Raw genomic sequence first — 13,428 nt, 5'->3', positions numbered from 1 at the left:
GGGATTACAGCGGTTTGCGAAACTGGATGAAGCCTGGGCGTTCGGCAACCTGCTCGTACAGGCTGATTGCGGTGGCATTGGTTTCGTGGGTCAACCAATGGACCTTGGCGCACCCTGCATCGCGCGCTGTGTCGTAGACATACTCGATCAGTTGACGGCCGATACCCAGGCCGCGTTGTTCGCTGTTGACGTACAAGTCCTGCAGGTAGCAGGAGTTTTCGATGCTCCAGTTGGAACGATGATAGATCCAGTGGACCATGCCCACTGCCTTGCCGTCGACCCAGGCCAGCGCTGCATGGGTGGGTTCGCTGGTATCGAGCATGCGCTGCCAGGCGACGTTCGTCACTTCATCGGCAATGCGGGTTTCGTAGAAGCGTTGATACGCCTGCCACAAGGGTAGCCAGACGCTGCGATCGTCGGCGGTGACTGGGCGGATGGTTACGGTCGGCATGGCGGTTTCCTTCAGAGTGGGCGCATCTGGGCGGCCAATAGGTTGTCCAGGGGGTCGGGGCTGTTGCCAAGGCTTGTACGCACACCTTCGATGTCGATGGTCGTGCGGTTCTGGCTGAGCTTGCGGGTGCCTTGCAAACGATTTATGGGCAGGGCGAAGCCGACGATGGCCTTTAGCATTCCGGCCATGTAGTCGGCAGGCGCTTCATCCACCGACCAGGGCTTGGCTTGCCGTTGTTCGTGGTGGTCGCTCAGGCGCCGGACGATGTCCAGCAGGTGATCGGCGTCATGAAAGACCTGAGCCTTGCCCCAGGCGTGTACGGCCACATAGTTCCAGGTAGGTACGGTGCGCGGGTCCTGGGCCTTGCTTGGATAGTAGCCGGCGCTGACATAGGCATCTGGCCCGGCGAACACCACCAGGGCCTCGGCGCCGTTTTCCAGGGCTTGCCACTGGCGGTTGGCCCGGGCGAAGTGGCCGTAGAGTGTGCCGTTGCTGCCCTGGCTGCGGTCTAGCAGCAAGGGCAGGTGGCTGGCCTGTAGTCCCTGTTCGTCCTGGGTCACCAGGACAGCCAGGCGAGTCTGCTCGATCAGATGGTGCAACTGGTCGAGGTCGGTTTCCTTGTAGCTCGAAGGTGTGAACATGAGGATTGTCCTTGGCGAATGGCTCAATCCTAGGCAGGCTATTGGTCTATGGTAAGAGCCATTAATGGCTAATTTGATAGGTCCATTGTCATGAGCGAGCGCCCCTTCACCCTGCCGTTCGACCCCACCGGGATCGTGCTCGATCGTCGCCAGGGGTTGAGCCGACAGCTCTACCAGGCGCTGCGCATGCGGGTGCTGGATGGGCGTTTGAGCAGTGGAACACGGCTGCCTGCCACCCGTGACATGGCTACGGCCCTGGCCCTGTCGCGCAACAGTGTGGTGCGTGCCTATGACCAACTCTATGCCGAAGGCTTCATCGAGAGCAGGGTCGGCGATGGCACTTACGTAAGCCAGCTACCGAAACTATCCACAAAAGTATCCACAGGGTTATCCCTGGGTTTACCCACAGGGTTATCCACAAAATCGACGGAAAATACTGAGGTTTTGTCCAGTAAAGTTATCCACACCGGGCCTTTGGCGCGCCTGGAAAACCATCATCTACCCGCCCCGAAAAGCGGGCCGCCACGTGCTTTTCGCGTCGGTTTACCGGCGCTCGATCTCTTCCCTTTCGATGTCTGGGCCAAGCTGCAGGCGGGTTTTTGGCGCAACCCGGATCCCGCTGCCCTGGGTTACGGCGATCCGGCCGGCGAATCGCAGCTTCGTGAGCTGATTGCGACCTATTTGCGTCGATCGCGCGGGCTTTACTGCACGGCTGAACAAATTGTGATCACCAGTGGTGCGCAGCAGGCAATAAGCCTTTGTGCACAGCTGCTGTTGGAGCCCGGAGAGAGCGTGGCTGTGGAAAACCCGGGCTACCGCGCTGCCGGAAATGCCTTCGCCCTAACCGGTGCCCAAGTGCACGGGGTGGCGGTGGATAACGAGGGCCTGGATTGCGCGGCGCTCGACGCCCTGGCGAACTGTCGCTTGAGTTATGTCACGCCGTCGCACCAGTACCCCACGGGCGTCACCATGAGCCTGGCCCGGCGTCTCGAGTTGCTGGCGTGGGCGCAGCGCAAGGACGGTTGGATCATCGAGGACGACTACGATGGCGAGTACCGCTACAGCGGGGCACCGCTGGCGCCGCTGGCAGCGTTGGATCGCAGCGGGCGGGTGCTGTACATCGGTACTTTCGGCAAGATTGCCTTTCCAGCGCTGCGCCTGGGTTACCTGGTATTGCCGCAACAGCTGGTGCAGGCGTTTTCCCGTTGTCGGGCGCTGGCGGTGCGGCATTCGGAAGTCGGCACCCAGGCGGTCATGGCCCAGTTCATGGCCAAGGGGCATTTTCAGCGCCACATTCGCCGAGTGCGGCGAGCGGCCCTGAGTCGGCGCAACGTCTTGCAGGCCGGCTGGCCTGTGGATGTGCCAGGCCTGGGGCCGATGCCGGAGGTGGCGGCCGGGCTGCATGTGAAGGTCGATGTGGACAGCTATGCCCGTGAGCAGGAACTGATCGCTCGCGCCGAGGCCGTAGGCGTCGAGCTCAACGCCCTGAGCGACTACTGGTTGCCCGACTCCACTACCTCTGTGGATAACCGCGCCGGGTTGGTGCTGGGCTTCGCCGCCGTGGGCGAAGCCCTCATTGCCGACGCCCTGGCACGCTTGCGGCGTGCCTGGCGTGGGTGACGGTCAGGTCCCGGCCTTGATCTTGGTCCAGGCCCGGGTGCGGGCGCGTTCGGCGTCACGGGCCAGCGGCTGCAAGGTATACAGCTTGGCCATGGCGTCTTCGGTCGGGTACAGGTTGGGGTTGTTGCGAATTGCCGGGGCGACCTGCCCGGTGGCGTCCTTGTTCGGGTTGGGGTAGCCGACGAAGTCGCTGATCGGTGCGATTACGTCGGGCTGCAGCAGGTAGTTGATGAAGGTGTAGGCATCTTCCGGGTTGGCAGCGCCTCTGGGGATCGCCAGCATGTCGAACCAGATCGGCGCACCTTCCTTGGGCAGGCGCATGTCGACCACCACACCGTTCTTCGCCTCGAGGGCGCGGTTGGCCGCCTGGGAGAAGCTGCCCGAGTAGCCCACGGCCACGCAGATGTCGCCGTTGGCGATGTCGGCCATGTACTTGGAGGAGTGGAAGTAGGTGATGTGCGGGCGGATCTTCATCATCAGCGCCTCGGCCTGCTTGTAGTCAGCCGGTTTGTCGCTGTTGGGTGGGAGGCCCAGGTACTGGAGGGCCAGGGGCAGGATCTCCGAGGGCGAGTCGAGCAGGGCGACGCCGCACTGCTTGAGTTTGGCAATGTTCTCTTCCTTGAAGATCAGGTCCCAGCTGTCCACCGGTGCGCTGTCACCCAGCGCTGCCTTGACCTTGTCAGGGTTGAAGCCGATCAGCACGGTGCCATACATGTAGGGCACGGCGAACTTGTTGCCGGGGTCGTTGGCCTCGATCAGCTTCATCAGCTTGGGGTCCAGGTGGTGCCAATTCGGCAGTTTGCCGCGGTCCAGCGGCTGGAACACCCCGGCTTCGATCTGCTTGGCCAGGAACACGTTGGAGGGCACCACCACGTCATAGCCGGAATTACCGGTCAGCAGCTTGGCTTCGAGCGCTTCGTTGGTGTCGAAGATGTCGTAGATCAACTTGACCTGGGCGTCTTTCTGGAAGTCCACCAGGGTTTGCGGGGTGATGTAGTCGAACCAATTGTAGACCCGCAGGGTACGTTGCTCGGCAGCCTGGAGGCTGCCGGCGAGCAGGGTGCTACACAGCAGTGGAGCGATCAGGTGCTTGAGTCGGGTCATCGTTAAGCTTCCTGTTGGGCGCGTTCGAAACCTTCAAGGACGTTCACCGCGTTGATGCCGATTTCCTCCACCGCATAGCCGCCTTCCATGACGAACAGGGTCGGTTTGCCGAGGCGCGCAATGCGTTCGCCCATCTGCAGGTAGTCGGGGCTATCCAGCTTGAACTGGGAGATTGGATCGTCCTTGAAGGTATCGACCCCCAGCGAAATCACCAGCACATCCGGCGCATAGGCAGCGATACGTTCGCAGGCCTGATCCAGGGCATTGCTCCAGGTCGGCCAGTCACTGCCGGCCGGCAGTGGGTAGTTGATATTGAAGCCTTCGCCTTCACCTTCGCCTTGTTCATCGGCATAGCCCAGGAAAAACGGAAACTCGGCTTGCGGGTCGCCATGAATCGAGGCGAAGAACACGTCGTTGCGCTGGTAGAAGATTTCCTGGGTGCCGTTGCCGTGATGGTAGTCCACATCGAGGATCGCCACTTTTTGCCGGCCCTGGTCGAGGAAGGCCTGGGCGGCGATAGCGGCGTTGTTCAGGTAGCAGTAGCCGCCCATCACGTCGCTGGCGGCGTGGTGTCCCGGTGGACGGCACAAGGCAAATGCGCTGTGGGCGCCGCCCTGGATGGCAGCCTGGGCTGTCAGTGCGACCTGGGCTGCACTGTAGGCAGCCTTCCAGGTACCGGCGGTAATCGGCGCACCGGCGTCGAAGCTGTAGTAGCCGAGCTCGCCGTGCAGGCCACTGGGCTTGATGCTGCGCAACGTGCGCGCAGGCCAGGTGAAGGGCAGCAGGTCGCCCTCGTGACCCAGCTGCACCCAGCGCAGCCATGCACCTTCGAAGAAGTTCAGGTAGTCGGCACTGTGGACACGCAGCAGCGGTGCGCGGCCATAGTCGGCAGGGCCCCTGACGGGCCCCAGCTCGCGGTTCCTGACCTGTTCGAGTACATGGTCGGCGCGCGAAGGCATTTCGAAGCAGGGCATCAGTTTCCCGTCGATCAACTCGCAGCGGCCGTGGTGCAAGCGGTGGTCATCTGAATAGATCGTCAGCATTTGTTGTTCTCCGAAGTCACTGGCGTGTGATCCATTGTTGATGGGCGCGACCCGGGGTAGAACGGCATAAACGGCCAAAAGGGGATCGATATGGCCAGCCTGCTTGACCAGATTGAACCGTCAGGGACGGAAATGACTGGGGGCTACGCCGCTCCAGCGCAGGAAGGCATGGCGGAAACTGGCGGTTTCGCTGAAGCCCAGCTCCTCGGCGATGCGATAGATCGGCAACAGGTCATCGGCCAGCAGTTGCTTGGCTCGCTCGAAACGCAACTCGTCGAGCAATTGCTGGTAGCTGCTGCCCATTTCCTGCAAGTGTCGGCGCAAGGTGCGCGAAGAGCAGTTCATCTGGCGCGCCAAGCCTTCCAGGCCCGGTGCGGTACCCAGCTGATCGAGCAGCAACTGGCGGATCCGTCCGAGCCAGGCCTGGCGTCCGGTGAACTCAAGGTTCTGCCGGCGGCAGCGCTCGCTCATGGCCCGGTGGGTGACCTGATCCGCCAGGGGCAGGGGCGTACTCAGCCAGCGCCGCTCGAAGGCGAAGGCGTTGTCGTCGGCTGCAAACTGCAGGGGGCAATCGAAGGTTTGAGTGTACAGCCGGTGGTAGTCGGGCGCGGCATGGGCAAAGCGTGCATCCAGCAGCGGCAGTGTCTGCCCGAGCAGGTCGTCGCAGATGACTTTCAGGGAGGTCAGGCAAAACTCGGCGTTGAAGGCGGCCAACTGCGGGTCTTCGCCATAGCCGCTGGCGCTGAACCAGATCCGCTGGCCGTCATCGACCAGGCGCAACTGGAAAAGTGTTCCCAGTAGCGCCGGGTACTGCATGGCCAGGTGCAAAGCGTCACCTAAGGTGGCACTGGAGAGCAGGGCGTAACCGAGCATGCCGTAGCAGGACACATGCATGCGCCGTCCCAGTTCCAGCCCCACTTCACGGCGCCGGGCCACAGCGTTGGCGCACACCTGCAGCTCCTGGCGGGTGGTAATGCGCGAATCGGCGCGGCCCAGGTCGGCCAGGCTGATACCGCTGCCTTCGAGCAGGGCCTGGGCGTTTGAGTCATCGCCCTCAAAGGCCTGCAGAACCAGTGAGACGGCATTGAGGGTGGTGAGGTGTGAGTGGAGCATGCTCGGCTTCCTGCTGAAGGGCTGCAGGTTACCGAGCAATATGTGTGCCTTGCCAGGCTTATTGCGTCATGGCAGATCCAGTTCGACCAGCCGCCGCACCTCGTGCACCGGCAAGCCGGCACCCAGCAACCACTGCAACTTGCCAAAGGCTGCCTCGCGGGTCATGCCGCCTCCGGACAGCACGCCGACCTGGCGAAGGCGGCTCCCCGCCTCATAAACATCCAGCTCGACACCGCCCTCGTGGCATTGCGTGATCGCCATCACCACGACGCCTTTGGCTTGTGCCTGGCCAAGTGCGGCGAGAAACGCCGGGTTGTCGGCGGGGCCGGTACCGCTGCCGAAGCACTCCAGGATCAGCCCTTGCGCACCGCTGTCGAGCGCCGCTTGCAGCAGCGGGGCGCCGAAGCCTGGCACCAGCGGCAGCACGACCACGGTGGCCGGCTGCCTGGGTTGGCGATAGTCGAGTGCACCAGGCAGTTGCGTGGCCTTTGCGGCACCGGCAGAGCGTTTGAGGGTTACGAAAGGGTGGCGACCGAAGCTGCGCACCTTGGCCGTGCGTAGTGGGTCGAGCAGCTCGCCGTGAAAGTACAGCTGCACGCCGGATGCCTGGCCCCGGCCCAGCGCGTGCAACGCGCCGATCAGGTTCTCCCAGGCATCGCTGTCGGCAACACCGGCCGGCAGCATCGAACCGGTGAACAGCACAGGTGCCGACAAGCCCAGCAATTGATAGCGCAGGGCGGCGGCACTGTAGGCCAGGGTGTCGGTGCCATGTAGGATCAATACGCCATCGCAGCCCTGGTTCCGAGTGGCGTCGATCACCGCTTCGCGCAGGCGCTGCCAGTACTCGGGGGTCATGTTGGCGCTGTCGATCAGCGGCAGCAGCTCGCGAAATTGCCAGTCAGGGATATCGGCCACGCCGACCAGGCGTTCGCGCATCCGCTGCTCGAAGCCCGAGGCCGGAGCCAGGCCGTTGGCGCTGGCCTGCATGCCAATGGTGCCGCCGGTGTACAGCACCATGATGTTGCGAGCGGGGGTTGCGGTTGCCATGGGGCGGTCTCCGTGGATGGCCATCGTACGGGTAGGCGCGGGCGTACCCCGCAATGGCGATCTAACTACTGCATCGCATCGTGGGGCAAGCCCGCCGCTATCGTGCAGGCAAAAAAAAGGGCCCGGGGGAATGATCCCTGGGCCCTCAAAAGGTGAGAGGTGTCTAGTCCCTCGACCTGGTGAGCGGTGTTACAGCGTCGGTCAGCCTTTGAGCGGAACCAGGCGCGGAGCAATCATGTTTTCCGGACGCAGGATGTCGTTGAGCATCGCTTCGTCCAGCAGGCCTTCTTCACGTACCAGTTCCAGTACGCCGCGGCCGCTTTCCAGCGCAATGCGAGCGATACGGGTGGCGTTTTCGTAGCCGATGTACGGGTTGAGGGCGGTGACCAGGCCGATCGAGTGTTCGACCAGTTCACGGCAGCGCTGTTCGTTGGCGGTGATGCCGACGATGCAGTGCTCGCGCAGCATGTCCATGGCGCGTTGCAGCAGGCGGATCGAGTCGAAGATCTTGTAGGCGATCAGCGGCTCCATCACGTTCAGTTGCAGCTGGCCGCCTTCGGCCGCGACAGTCAGGGCCAGGTCGTTGCCCATGATGGCGAAGGCCACCTGGTTGACGGCTTCCGGGATAACCGGGTTGACCTTGCCTGGCATGATCGAGCTGCCGGGCTGGCGCGCTGGCAGGTTGATTTCGTTGATGCCGGTACGTGGGCCGCTGGACAGCAGGCGCAGGTCGTTGCAGATCTTCGACAGCTTGACCGCGGTGCGCTTGAGCATGCCGGAGAACAGTACGAAGGCGCCCATGTCGGAGGTGGCTTCGATCAGGTCGGCAGCCGGTACCAGCGGCTGGCCGCTGATGGTCGCCAGGCGCTGGACGGCCAGCAACTGGTAGCCAGGGTCGGCGTTGATGCCGGTACCGATGGCGGTACCACCCAGGTTGATTTCGGTCAGCAGCTCAGGCGCCAGGGAACGCAGACGGTTGAGGTCTTCGGTCATGGTGGTGGCGAAGGCACGGAATTCCTGGCCCAGGGTCATCGGCACGGCGTCCTGCAGCTGGGTACGGCCCATCTTCAGTACGTGGTCGAATTCCTGGCCTTTGGCGGCGAAGGCCTGGATCAGGCTGTCGAGGCTGGCCAGCAGGGCGTCGTGACCGAGCAGCAGACCCAGGCGGATCGCGGTCGGGTAGGCGTCGTTGGTCGACTGCGCCATGTTCACGTCGTTGTTCGGGTGCAGGTACTGGTACTCGCCTTTCTGGTGGCCCATGGCCTCCAGCGCGATGTTGGCGATGACTTCGTTGGCGTTCATGTTGGTAGAAGTACCAGCACCGCCCTGGATCATGTCGACCACGAACTGCTCGTGGTAGTCGCCGCGGATCAGGCGGGCACATGCCTCGCTGATGGCAGCGTGCTTGGCATCGCTCAGGTGACCCAGCTCTCGGTTGGCGTCGGCAGCAGCCTGTTTGACCATTGCCAGGGCCACCACCAATTTAGGGTAGTGCGACAGCGGAACACCGGAGAGGTGGAAGTTGTTGGCAGCGCGCAGGGTCTGGATGCCGTAGTAGGCATCAGCTGGGACTTCAAGGGTGCCAAGCAGGTCTTTTTCGACGCGGAACGATGCAGCAGCGGACATGATAAATATCATCTCGAATTTGGCCCGGCACATGCCGGAATGGCGCCAATCCTAGGCCTGCGGCGATTTTGCGGCCAATGCTGTTGCACGCTAACCTATGCACAAACGGCATAATGGTTAATGTGACGCCAACCGACATTCGAGCGTGTGCCATTTTGGTGCGCGCCTGGAGAGACAGATGAACCTCGAAAGCAAATGGCTGGAAGACTTCAGCGCCCTGGCGGCGACGCGCAGTTTCTCCCAGGCCGCCGAACGCCGCTTTGTGACCCAGCCGGCCTTCAGCCGGCGCATCCGCAGCCTTGAGGCGGCGCTGGGGCTGACCCTGGTCAACCGCTCGCGTACCCCGATCGAGCTGACGGCGGCCGGTCAGCTGTTCCTGGTTACGGCCCGCACGGTGGTCGATCAACTGGGTGAAGTGCTGCGCCATCTGCACCACCTGGAAGGCGGGCAGGGCGAAGTGATCCAGGTCGCGGCGGCGCACTCCCTGGCGCTGGGGTTTTTCCCGCGCTGGATTGCCCAGTTGCGCAACGATGGCCTGAACATCGCGACCCGGTTGGTGGCTACCAACGTCGGTGATGCGGTGCATGCCTTGCGCGAAGGCGGGTGCGACCTGATGCTGGCCTTCTACGACCCGGATGCGGCCCTGCAGATGGACTCGGAAATCTTCCCGTCGCTGCACATGGGGCATACCGAGATGCTCCCGGTGTGCGCGGCGGATGCCGACGGCAAGCCGCTGTTCGACCTTGAAGGCGAGGGCAGCGTGCCGCTGCTGGCCTACAGCGCCGGAGCCTTTCTCGGCCGGTCGGTCAACCTGTTGCTGCGCCAGCGCGCCCTGCGCTTTACCACGGTGTACGAGACGGCCATGGCCGACAGCCTCAAGAGTATGGCCCTGGAGGGCCTGGGCATTGCCTGGGTGCCGCGGCTTTCGGCACGCGCCGAGCTTGAGCGCGGCGAGCTGGTGATCTGTGGCGGCCCGCAGTGGCACGTACCGCTGGAAATCCGCCTGTATCGCTGTGCGCTGGTGCGCAAGGCCAACGTACGTTTGCTCTGGCGCAAGCTGGAGGGTGGGCCGGCAGCCGCAGGTTGACTCTAAAGTCAGCCAAAGCCCCGAAAAATAAGGCCCGACAGTTGGTCGCCGGGGTGCCTTAAACGCACTGGCTTACGTTATACTGCGCGGCCTTCGGTCGGTTTTTCCCGACCCTAATTCGCATAACAAGCCACGCCGGTCGTCCCCGCGTGGCTTGTTGTTTTTTGACGCGCCTGCGGGCGCCCAAGAGAAGAGGCTCGACGATGAGTGCACTGGTTGGCGTGATCATGGGCTCCAAGTCCGATTGGTCCACCCTTAGCCACACCGCCGATATGCTGGAAAAACTCGGCATTCCCTACGAGGTCAAGGTGGTCTCCGCCCACCGTACCCCGGACCTGCTGTTCCAGTATGCCGAAGAGGCCGAAGGCCGTGGCATCGAGGTGATCATCGCCGGTGCCGGTGGCGCTGCCCACCTGCCTGGCATGTGCGCCGCCAAGACCCACCTGCCGGTGCTCGGCGTGCCCGTCCAGTCGTCGATGCTCTCCGGCGTCGATTCGCTGCTGTCGATCGTGCAGATGCCGGCCGGTATTCCGGTTGCCACCCTGGCCATCGGCAAGGCGGGCGCGATCAACGCCGCGCTGCTCTCGGCGAGCATCCTGGGCGCCAAGCACCCGCAGTTCCACAGCGTGCTGAAGCAGTTCCGCGCTGAGCAGACAGACAACGTTCTGGACAATCCAGATCCGCGCCAGGCTTGAGGTCAAACCCATGAAAATCGGTGTAATCGGTGGCGGCCAGCTGGGTCGCATGTTGGCCCTGGCAGGAACGCCGCTGGGTATGAACTTCGCCTTCCTGGACCCCGCGCCGGATGCCTGCGCTGCGCCATTGGGCGAGCACTTGCGTGCCGATTACGGCGACCAGGACCACCTGCGCCAGCTGGCCGACGAAGTCGACCTGGTCACCTTCGAGTTCGAAAGCGTGCCGGCTGAAACCGTCGCCTTCCTGTCCCAGTTCGTGCCGGTCTACCCGAGTGCCGACTCCCTGCGCATCGCCCGTGATCGCTGGTTCGAAAAGAGCATGTTCAAGGACCTGGGCATTCCGACCCCGGCGTTCGCCGATATCCAGTCGCAAGCCGACCTGGACGCCGCCGTTGCCAGCATCGGCCTGCCTGCCGTCCTCAAGACCCGTACCCTGGGTTATGACGGAAAAGGCCAGAAAGTGCTGCGCTCTGCCGAAGATGTAGTGGGTACGTTCGCCGAACTGGGTAGTGTGCCTTGCCTGCTGGAAGGCTTCGTGCCGTTCACCGGCGAAGTATCGCTGATTGCGGTGCGTGCACGTGATGGCGAGACCCGCTTCTACCCGCTGGTGCACAACACCCATGAGAACGGCATCCTTCGTCTGTCGGTAGCCAGTGAAGATCACTTGCTCCAGGGCCTGGCGCAAGACTACGCGGGCCGCGTGCTCAAGCAGCTGGACTACGTCGGTGTGCTGGCATTCGAGTTCTTCGAAGTCGACGGCGGCCTGAAGGCCAACGAAATCGCCCCGCGGGTGCACAACTCCGGTCACTGGACCATCGAAGGCGCCGAGTGCAGCCAGTTCGAAAACCACCTGCGTGCCGTTGCCGGCCTGCCGCTGGGCTCGACAGCCAAGGTCGGCGAAAGCGCCATGCTCAACTTCATCGGTGAAATACCGGCGGTAGACAAGGTAGTGGCCATCGACGAATGCCACCTGCACCACTACGGCAAGGCCTTCAAGGTCGGGCGCAAGGTCGGTCACGCCACCCTGCGTTGCGACGACATGGCGACCCTGGAGCAGAAGATCCAGCAGGTCGAGGCCCTTATCCAGGCCTGAAGGGAACCATCCTTCTCTGCAGTCCCTCTGATGGCAGGATGCCAAAGCGCTGACTAGGCTTTGGCGTGCGCCATTTCACTCAGAGGGATTGCCATGGGTATCATCGGAACCATCTTCATCGGCCTCATCGTCGGTCTGCTGGCACGCTTCATCAAGCCAGGCGACGACAGCATGGGCTGGATCATGACCATTCTCCTGGGCATTGCCGGCTCGCTTGCAGCGACCTACGGCGGCCAGGCGCTGGGCATCTACCAGGCGGGCGAAGGCGCAGGCTTCCTGGGAGCACTGGTGGGCGCGGTGGTCCTGCTGGTGATCTACGGTATGGTCAAAAAGAACTGACGGCAGGCTAGAATGCTCGGCAATTTTCGTTGCCGAGCATTTTTATGCGCCGTGTCTTACTGGTTTCACTGCTGCTCATCAGCAGCCTTGCCCGCGCCGAGCTGCCGGAAACCGACTGGCTGGAACTGATGCCCAAGTCGGACCAGAAAGCCCTGGAGCTGATGCCCGAGATCGACCACAACTCTCCCGAAGCCATGGGCACCTTCACCGAGAAGGGCGGCATGAAGCAGAGCAAAGGCCTGCCGGCGGTGATGTACTCAACCAAGACGGTGCCCGCCATGAATGGCAAGCAGATCCGCCTGGGTGGTTATCCGGTACCGCTGGAAAGCGACGCCAAGGGCAACAGCACCTTGTTCTTTCTCGTGCCCTATCCGGGCGCCTGCATCCATGTCCCGCCACCGCCGCCCAACCAACTGGTGCTGGTGCGCTATCCCCGTGGCGTGAAGCTGGACGATATCTACACACCGCTGTGGGTCAGCGGCACCCTGAAGGTCGAAAAGGTCAGCAATGACCTGGCTGATGCGGCTTATGCCCTGGATGCGGCGAAGGTGCGGGTAGTGGAGGATGCCGATCTGTAACCGCATCGCGGGGCAGGCCCGCTCCTACCGGCAGGAGCGGGCTTGCCCCGCGACAACTATCTAAAGCCCTTCGCTGCCAATGCTCACGCTCGACGAATGACTGGCGCCCGGCGCCAATGTCACCACGTCATCCCAGACGTTCGCGGTCTCGATACACAACATGCGCTGCCAGCCATCGTCGGCCATATCCGCCAGTGCTGCAGCGCGGTCGGTCCAGGGGTTCCAGATGACGGCTGAGCGAGAGCCGCTGCAGGTCAGGCGAATACGCCGGTTCCAGTCAGGGTCGACAATGCTCAAGGAGTCTGGTGACTGCAGGTAGATACGGTCGGTCTCGCCAGCGAAGGTCAATGCGCCCGACTGTGTACGTTGCTCCCAGTTTGCCAGCGTCTCGATGTAGCCCAGGCCCTCGACGCCTTCCACCCGCACATTGCGCACGTCGCTGACGGCGAAATAGCTGTGCAGTGCCTGGCTGATGGTCACCGGGACGTTGTCGAGGTTGTAGCTGGTGAGGGTGACGGTCAGCTGTTCCCCCATGACAATGCTCAACGTGAGCTCGACCGTGTGGGGCCAGCCGGGGAGATCGCCTTGAGTGTCTGGCAGGTTGAAGTCGACGCGTACCGCGCCGGCTTCTTCAGCGATAGCCAGCAGCTGCCAGTCGCGCCCACGCACCAGGCCGTGGGCAGGGGCCTCATTGCCGTGGTACATGGCCTGTACGGCCTGCGGATTGCGGCCCAGGCTGCCAAACCAGGGCCAGCACACCGGAACTCCCGCTCGCACGGATTTGCCCTGCTTGAAGATGGCCTGTTCGCTCAACCACAACAAGGGTGGTTCGCCGAGCCGCTGGTAGCTCAACACCTGGGCGCCCTGCTGGGCGACCAGCAGTTCGGCGCTGTCAGTGGTGATGCGCCAGCAATTGAGCTCGCCGTGTTGTTCGGATTCGACCTTGGGTGTGGACATGCGCTTGATCTCTTGGGTTTGCCGTACAGTCTTG

At 63.0% G+C, this 13,428-nt stretch carries 14 protein-coding genes; 6 read left to right on the top strand and 8 right to left on the bottom strand.

Annotated elements, in window-relative coordinates; genetic code table 11:
• Positions 1–4 precede the first annotated feature (4 nt).
• Positions 5–451, bottom strand: a complete 447-nt coding sequence (locus NPS58_RS19445) for a GNAT family N-acetyltransferase (RefSeq protein WP_274116926.1) — start codon at positions 449–451, stop codon at positions 5–7.
• Positions 452–462: 11 nt separating this feature from the next.
• A complete protein-coding gene (locus tag NPS58_RS19440; RefSeq protein WP_274116925.1) occupies positions 463–1,092 on the bottom strand; it encodes an FMN-binding negative transcriptional regulator in 630 nt (209 codons plus the stop codon).
• 90 nt (positions 1,093–1,182) lie between these two features.
• On the opposite strand from NPS58_RS19440, the gene NPS58_RS19435 reads away from it, so the two are divergent.
• Complete coding sequence (locus tag NPS58_RS19435; RefSeq protein WP_274116923.1) at positions 1,183–2,712, top strand: PLP-dependent aminotransferase family protein; 1,530 nt, start codon at positions 1,183–1,185, stop codon at positions 2,710–2,712.
• Positions 2,713–2,715: 3 nt separating this feature from the next.
• Here the strand turns inward: NPS58_RS19435 and NPS58_RS19430 are convergent, their stop codons facing one another.
• The 5 genes from NPS58_RS19430 to aspA form a co-directional block, all read right to left on the bottom strand.
• Positions 2,716–3,816, bottom strand: coding sequence for a polyamine ABC transporter substrate-binding protein (locus NPS58_RS19430; protein WP_274116922.1), 1,101 nt, complete (start codon positions 3,814–3,816; stop codon positions 2,716–2,718).
• Positions 3,817–3,818: 2 nt separating this feature from the next.
• On the bottom strand, positions 3,819–4,859 hold the full coding sequence (locus NPS58_RS19425; RefSeq protein WP_274116921.1) for a histone deacetylase family protein: 1,041 nt from the start codon (positions 4,857–4,859) through the stop codon (positions 3,819–3,821).
• A gap of 120 nt (positions 4,860–4,979) precedes the next feature.
• Positions 4,980–5,972: an AraC family transcriptional regulator gene (locus tag NPS58_RS19420; protein ID WP_274116920.1), complete on the bottom strand. Its 993-nt coding sequence runs from the start codon at positions 5,970–5,972 to the stop codon at positions 4,980–4,982.
• Positions 5,973–6,038: 66 nt separating this feature from the next.
• On the bottom strand, positions 6,039–7,019 hold the full coding sequence (locus NPS58_RS19415) for an asparaginase (protein ID WP_274116919.1): 981 nt from the start codon (positions 7,017–7,019) through the stop codon (positions 6,039–6,041).
• A 201-nt stretch (positions 7,020–7,220) separates the two neighbouring features.
• A complete protein-coding gene (aspA, locus tag NPS58_RS19410; RefSeq protein ID WP_274116918.1) occupies positions 7,221–8,645 on the bottom strand; it encodes an aspartate ammonia-lyase in 1,425 nt (474 codons plus the stop codon).
• Positions 8,646–8,823: 178 nt separating this feature from the next.
• On the opposite strand from aspA, the gene NPS58_RS19405 reads away from it, so the two are divergent.
• From NPS58_RS19405 to NPS58_RS19385, 5 genes are all read left to right on the top strand, one after another.
• Complete coding sequence (locus tag NPS58_RS19405; RefSeq protein ID WP_274116917.1) at positions 8,824–9,732, top strand: LysR substrate-binding domain-containing protein; 909 nt, start codon at positions 8,824–8,826, stop codon at positions 9,730–9,732.
• 203 nt (positions 9,733–9,935) lie between these two features.
• Positions 9,936–10,427, top strand: coding sequence for a 5-(carboxyamino)imidazole ribonucleotide mutase (gene purE / locus NPS58_RS19400; protein WP_028942499.1), 492 nt, complete (start codon positions 9,936–9,938; stop codon positions 10,425–10,427).
• A gap of 10 nt (positions 10,428–10,437) precedes the next feature.
• A complete protein-coding gene (locus NPS58_RS19395; protein WP_274116916.1) occupies positions 10,438–11,520 on the top strand; it encodes a 5-(carboxyamino)imidazole ribonucleotide synthase in 1,083 nt (360 codons plus the stop codon).
• A gap of 93 nt (positions 11,521–11,613) precedes the next feature.
• A complete protein-coding gene (locus NPS58_RS19390; RefSeq protein WP_028942497.1) occupies positions 11,614–11,859 on the top strand; it encodes a GlsB/YeaQ/YmgE family stress response membrane protein in 246 nt (81 codons plus the stop codon).
• Between the two features lie 44 nt (positions 11,860–11,903).
• Positions 11,904–12,437 (top strand): DUF3299 domain-containing protein, encoded by a 534-nt coding sequence (locus tag NPS58_RS19385; protein WP_274116915.1) that lies wholly within the window; start codon positions 11,904–11,906, stop codon positions 12,435–12,437.
• A gap of 60 nt (positions 12,438–12,497) precedes the next feature.
• On the opposite strand, the gene NPS58_RS19380 is transcribed toward NPS58_RS19385, so the two are convergent.
• Positions 12,498–13,394, bottom strand: coding sequence for a D-hexose-6-phosphate mutarotase (locus NPS58_RS19380; RefSeq protein ID WP_274116914.1), 897 nt, complete (start codon positions 13,392–13,394; stop codon positions 12,498–12,500).
• Positions 13,395–13,428: the final 34 nt, after the last annotated feature.

This window comes from Pseudomonas putida, assembly GCF_028682455.1.
Classification (GTDB): Bacteria; Pseudomonadota; Gammaproteobacteria; order Pseudomonadales; family Pseudomonadaceae; genus Aquipseudomonas; species Aquipseudomonas putida_AA.
This window is presented reverse-complemented; position numbering and strand designations above follow the sequence as displayed.

Excerpts from the sequence above, each read along its gene's own strand:
- NPS58_RS19445 (WP_274116926.1), bottom strand. The coding sequence starts at position 451 with ATGCCGACCGTAACCATCCGCCCAGTCACCGCCGACGATCGCAGCGTC.
- NPS58_RS19440 (WP_274116925.1), bottom strand. The coding sequence starts at position 1,092 with ATGTTCACACCTTCGAGCTACAAGGAAACCGACCTCGACCAGTTGCAC.
- NPS58_RS19435 (WP_274116923.1), top strand. The coding sequence starts at position 1,183 with ATGAGCGAGCGCCCCTTCACCCTGCCGTTCGACCCCACCGGGATCGTG.
- NPS58_RS19430 (WP_274116922.1), bottom strand. The coding sequence starts at position 3,816 with ATGACCCGACTCAAGCACCTGATCGCTCCACTGCTGTGTAGCACCCTG.
- NPS58_RS19425 (WP_274116921.1), bottom strand. The coding sequence starts at position 4,859 with ATGCTGACGATCTATTCAGATGACCACCGCTTGCACCACGGCCGCTGC.
- NPS58_RS19420 (WP_274116920.1), bottom strand. The coding sequence starts at position 5,972 with ATGCTCCACTCACACCTCACCACCCTCAATGCCGTCTCACTGGTTCTG.
- NPS58_RS19415 (WP_274116919.1), bottom strand. The coding sequence starts at position 7,019 with ATGGCAACCGCAACCCCCGCTCGCAACATCATGGTGCTGTACACCGGC.
- aspA (WP_274116918.1), bottom strand. The coding sequence starts at position 8,645 with ATGTCCGCTGCTGCATCGTTCCGCGTCGAAAAAGACCTGCTTGGCACC.
- NPS58_RS19405 (WP_274116917.1), top strand. The coding sequence starts at position 8,824 with ATGAACCTCGAAAGCAAATGGCTGGAAGACTTCAGCGCCCTGGCGGCG.
- purE (WP_028942499.1), top strand. The coding sequence starts at position 9,936 with ATGAGTGCACTGGTTGGCGTGATCATGGGCTCCAAGTCCGATTGGTCC.
- NPS58_RS19395 (WP_274116916.1), top strand. The coding sequence starts at position 10,438 with ATGAAAATCGGTGTAATCGGTGGCGGCCAGCTGGGTCGCATGTTGGCC.
- NPS58_RS19390 (WP_028942497.1), top strand. The coding sequence starts at position 11,614 with ATGGGTATCATCGGAACCATCTTCATCGGCCTCATCGTCGGTCTGCTG.
- NPS58_RS19385 (WP_274116915.1), top strand. The coding sequence starts at position 11,904 with ATGCGCCGTGTCTTACTGGTTTCACTGCTGCTCATCAGCAGCCTTGCC.
- NPS58_RS19380 (WP_274116914.1), bottom strand. The coding sequence starts at position 13,394 with ATGTCCACACCCAAGGTCGAATCCGAACAACACGGCGAGCTCAATTGC.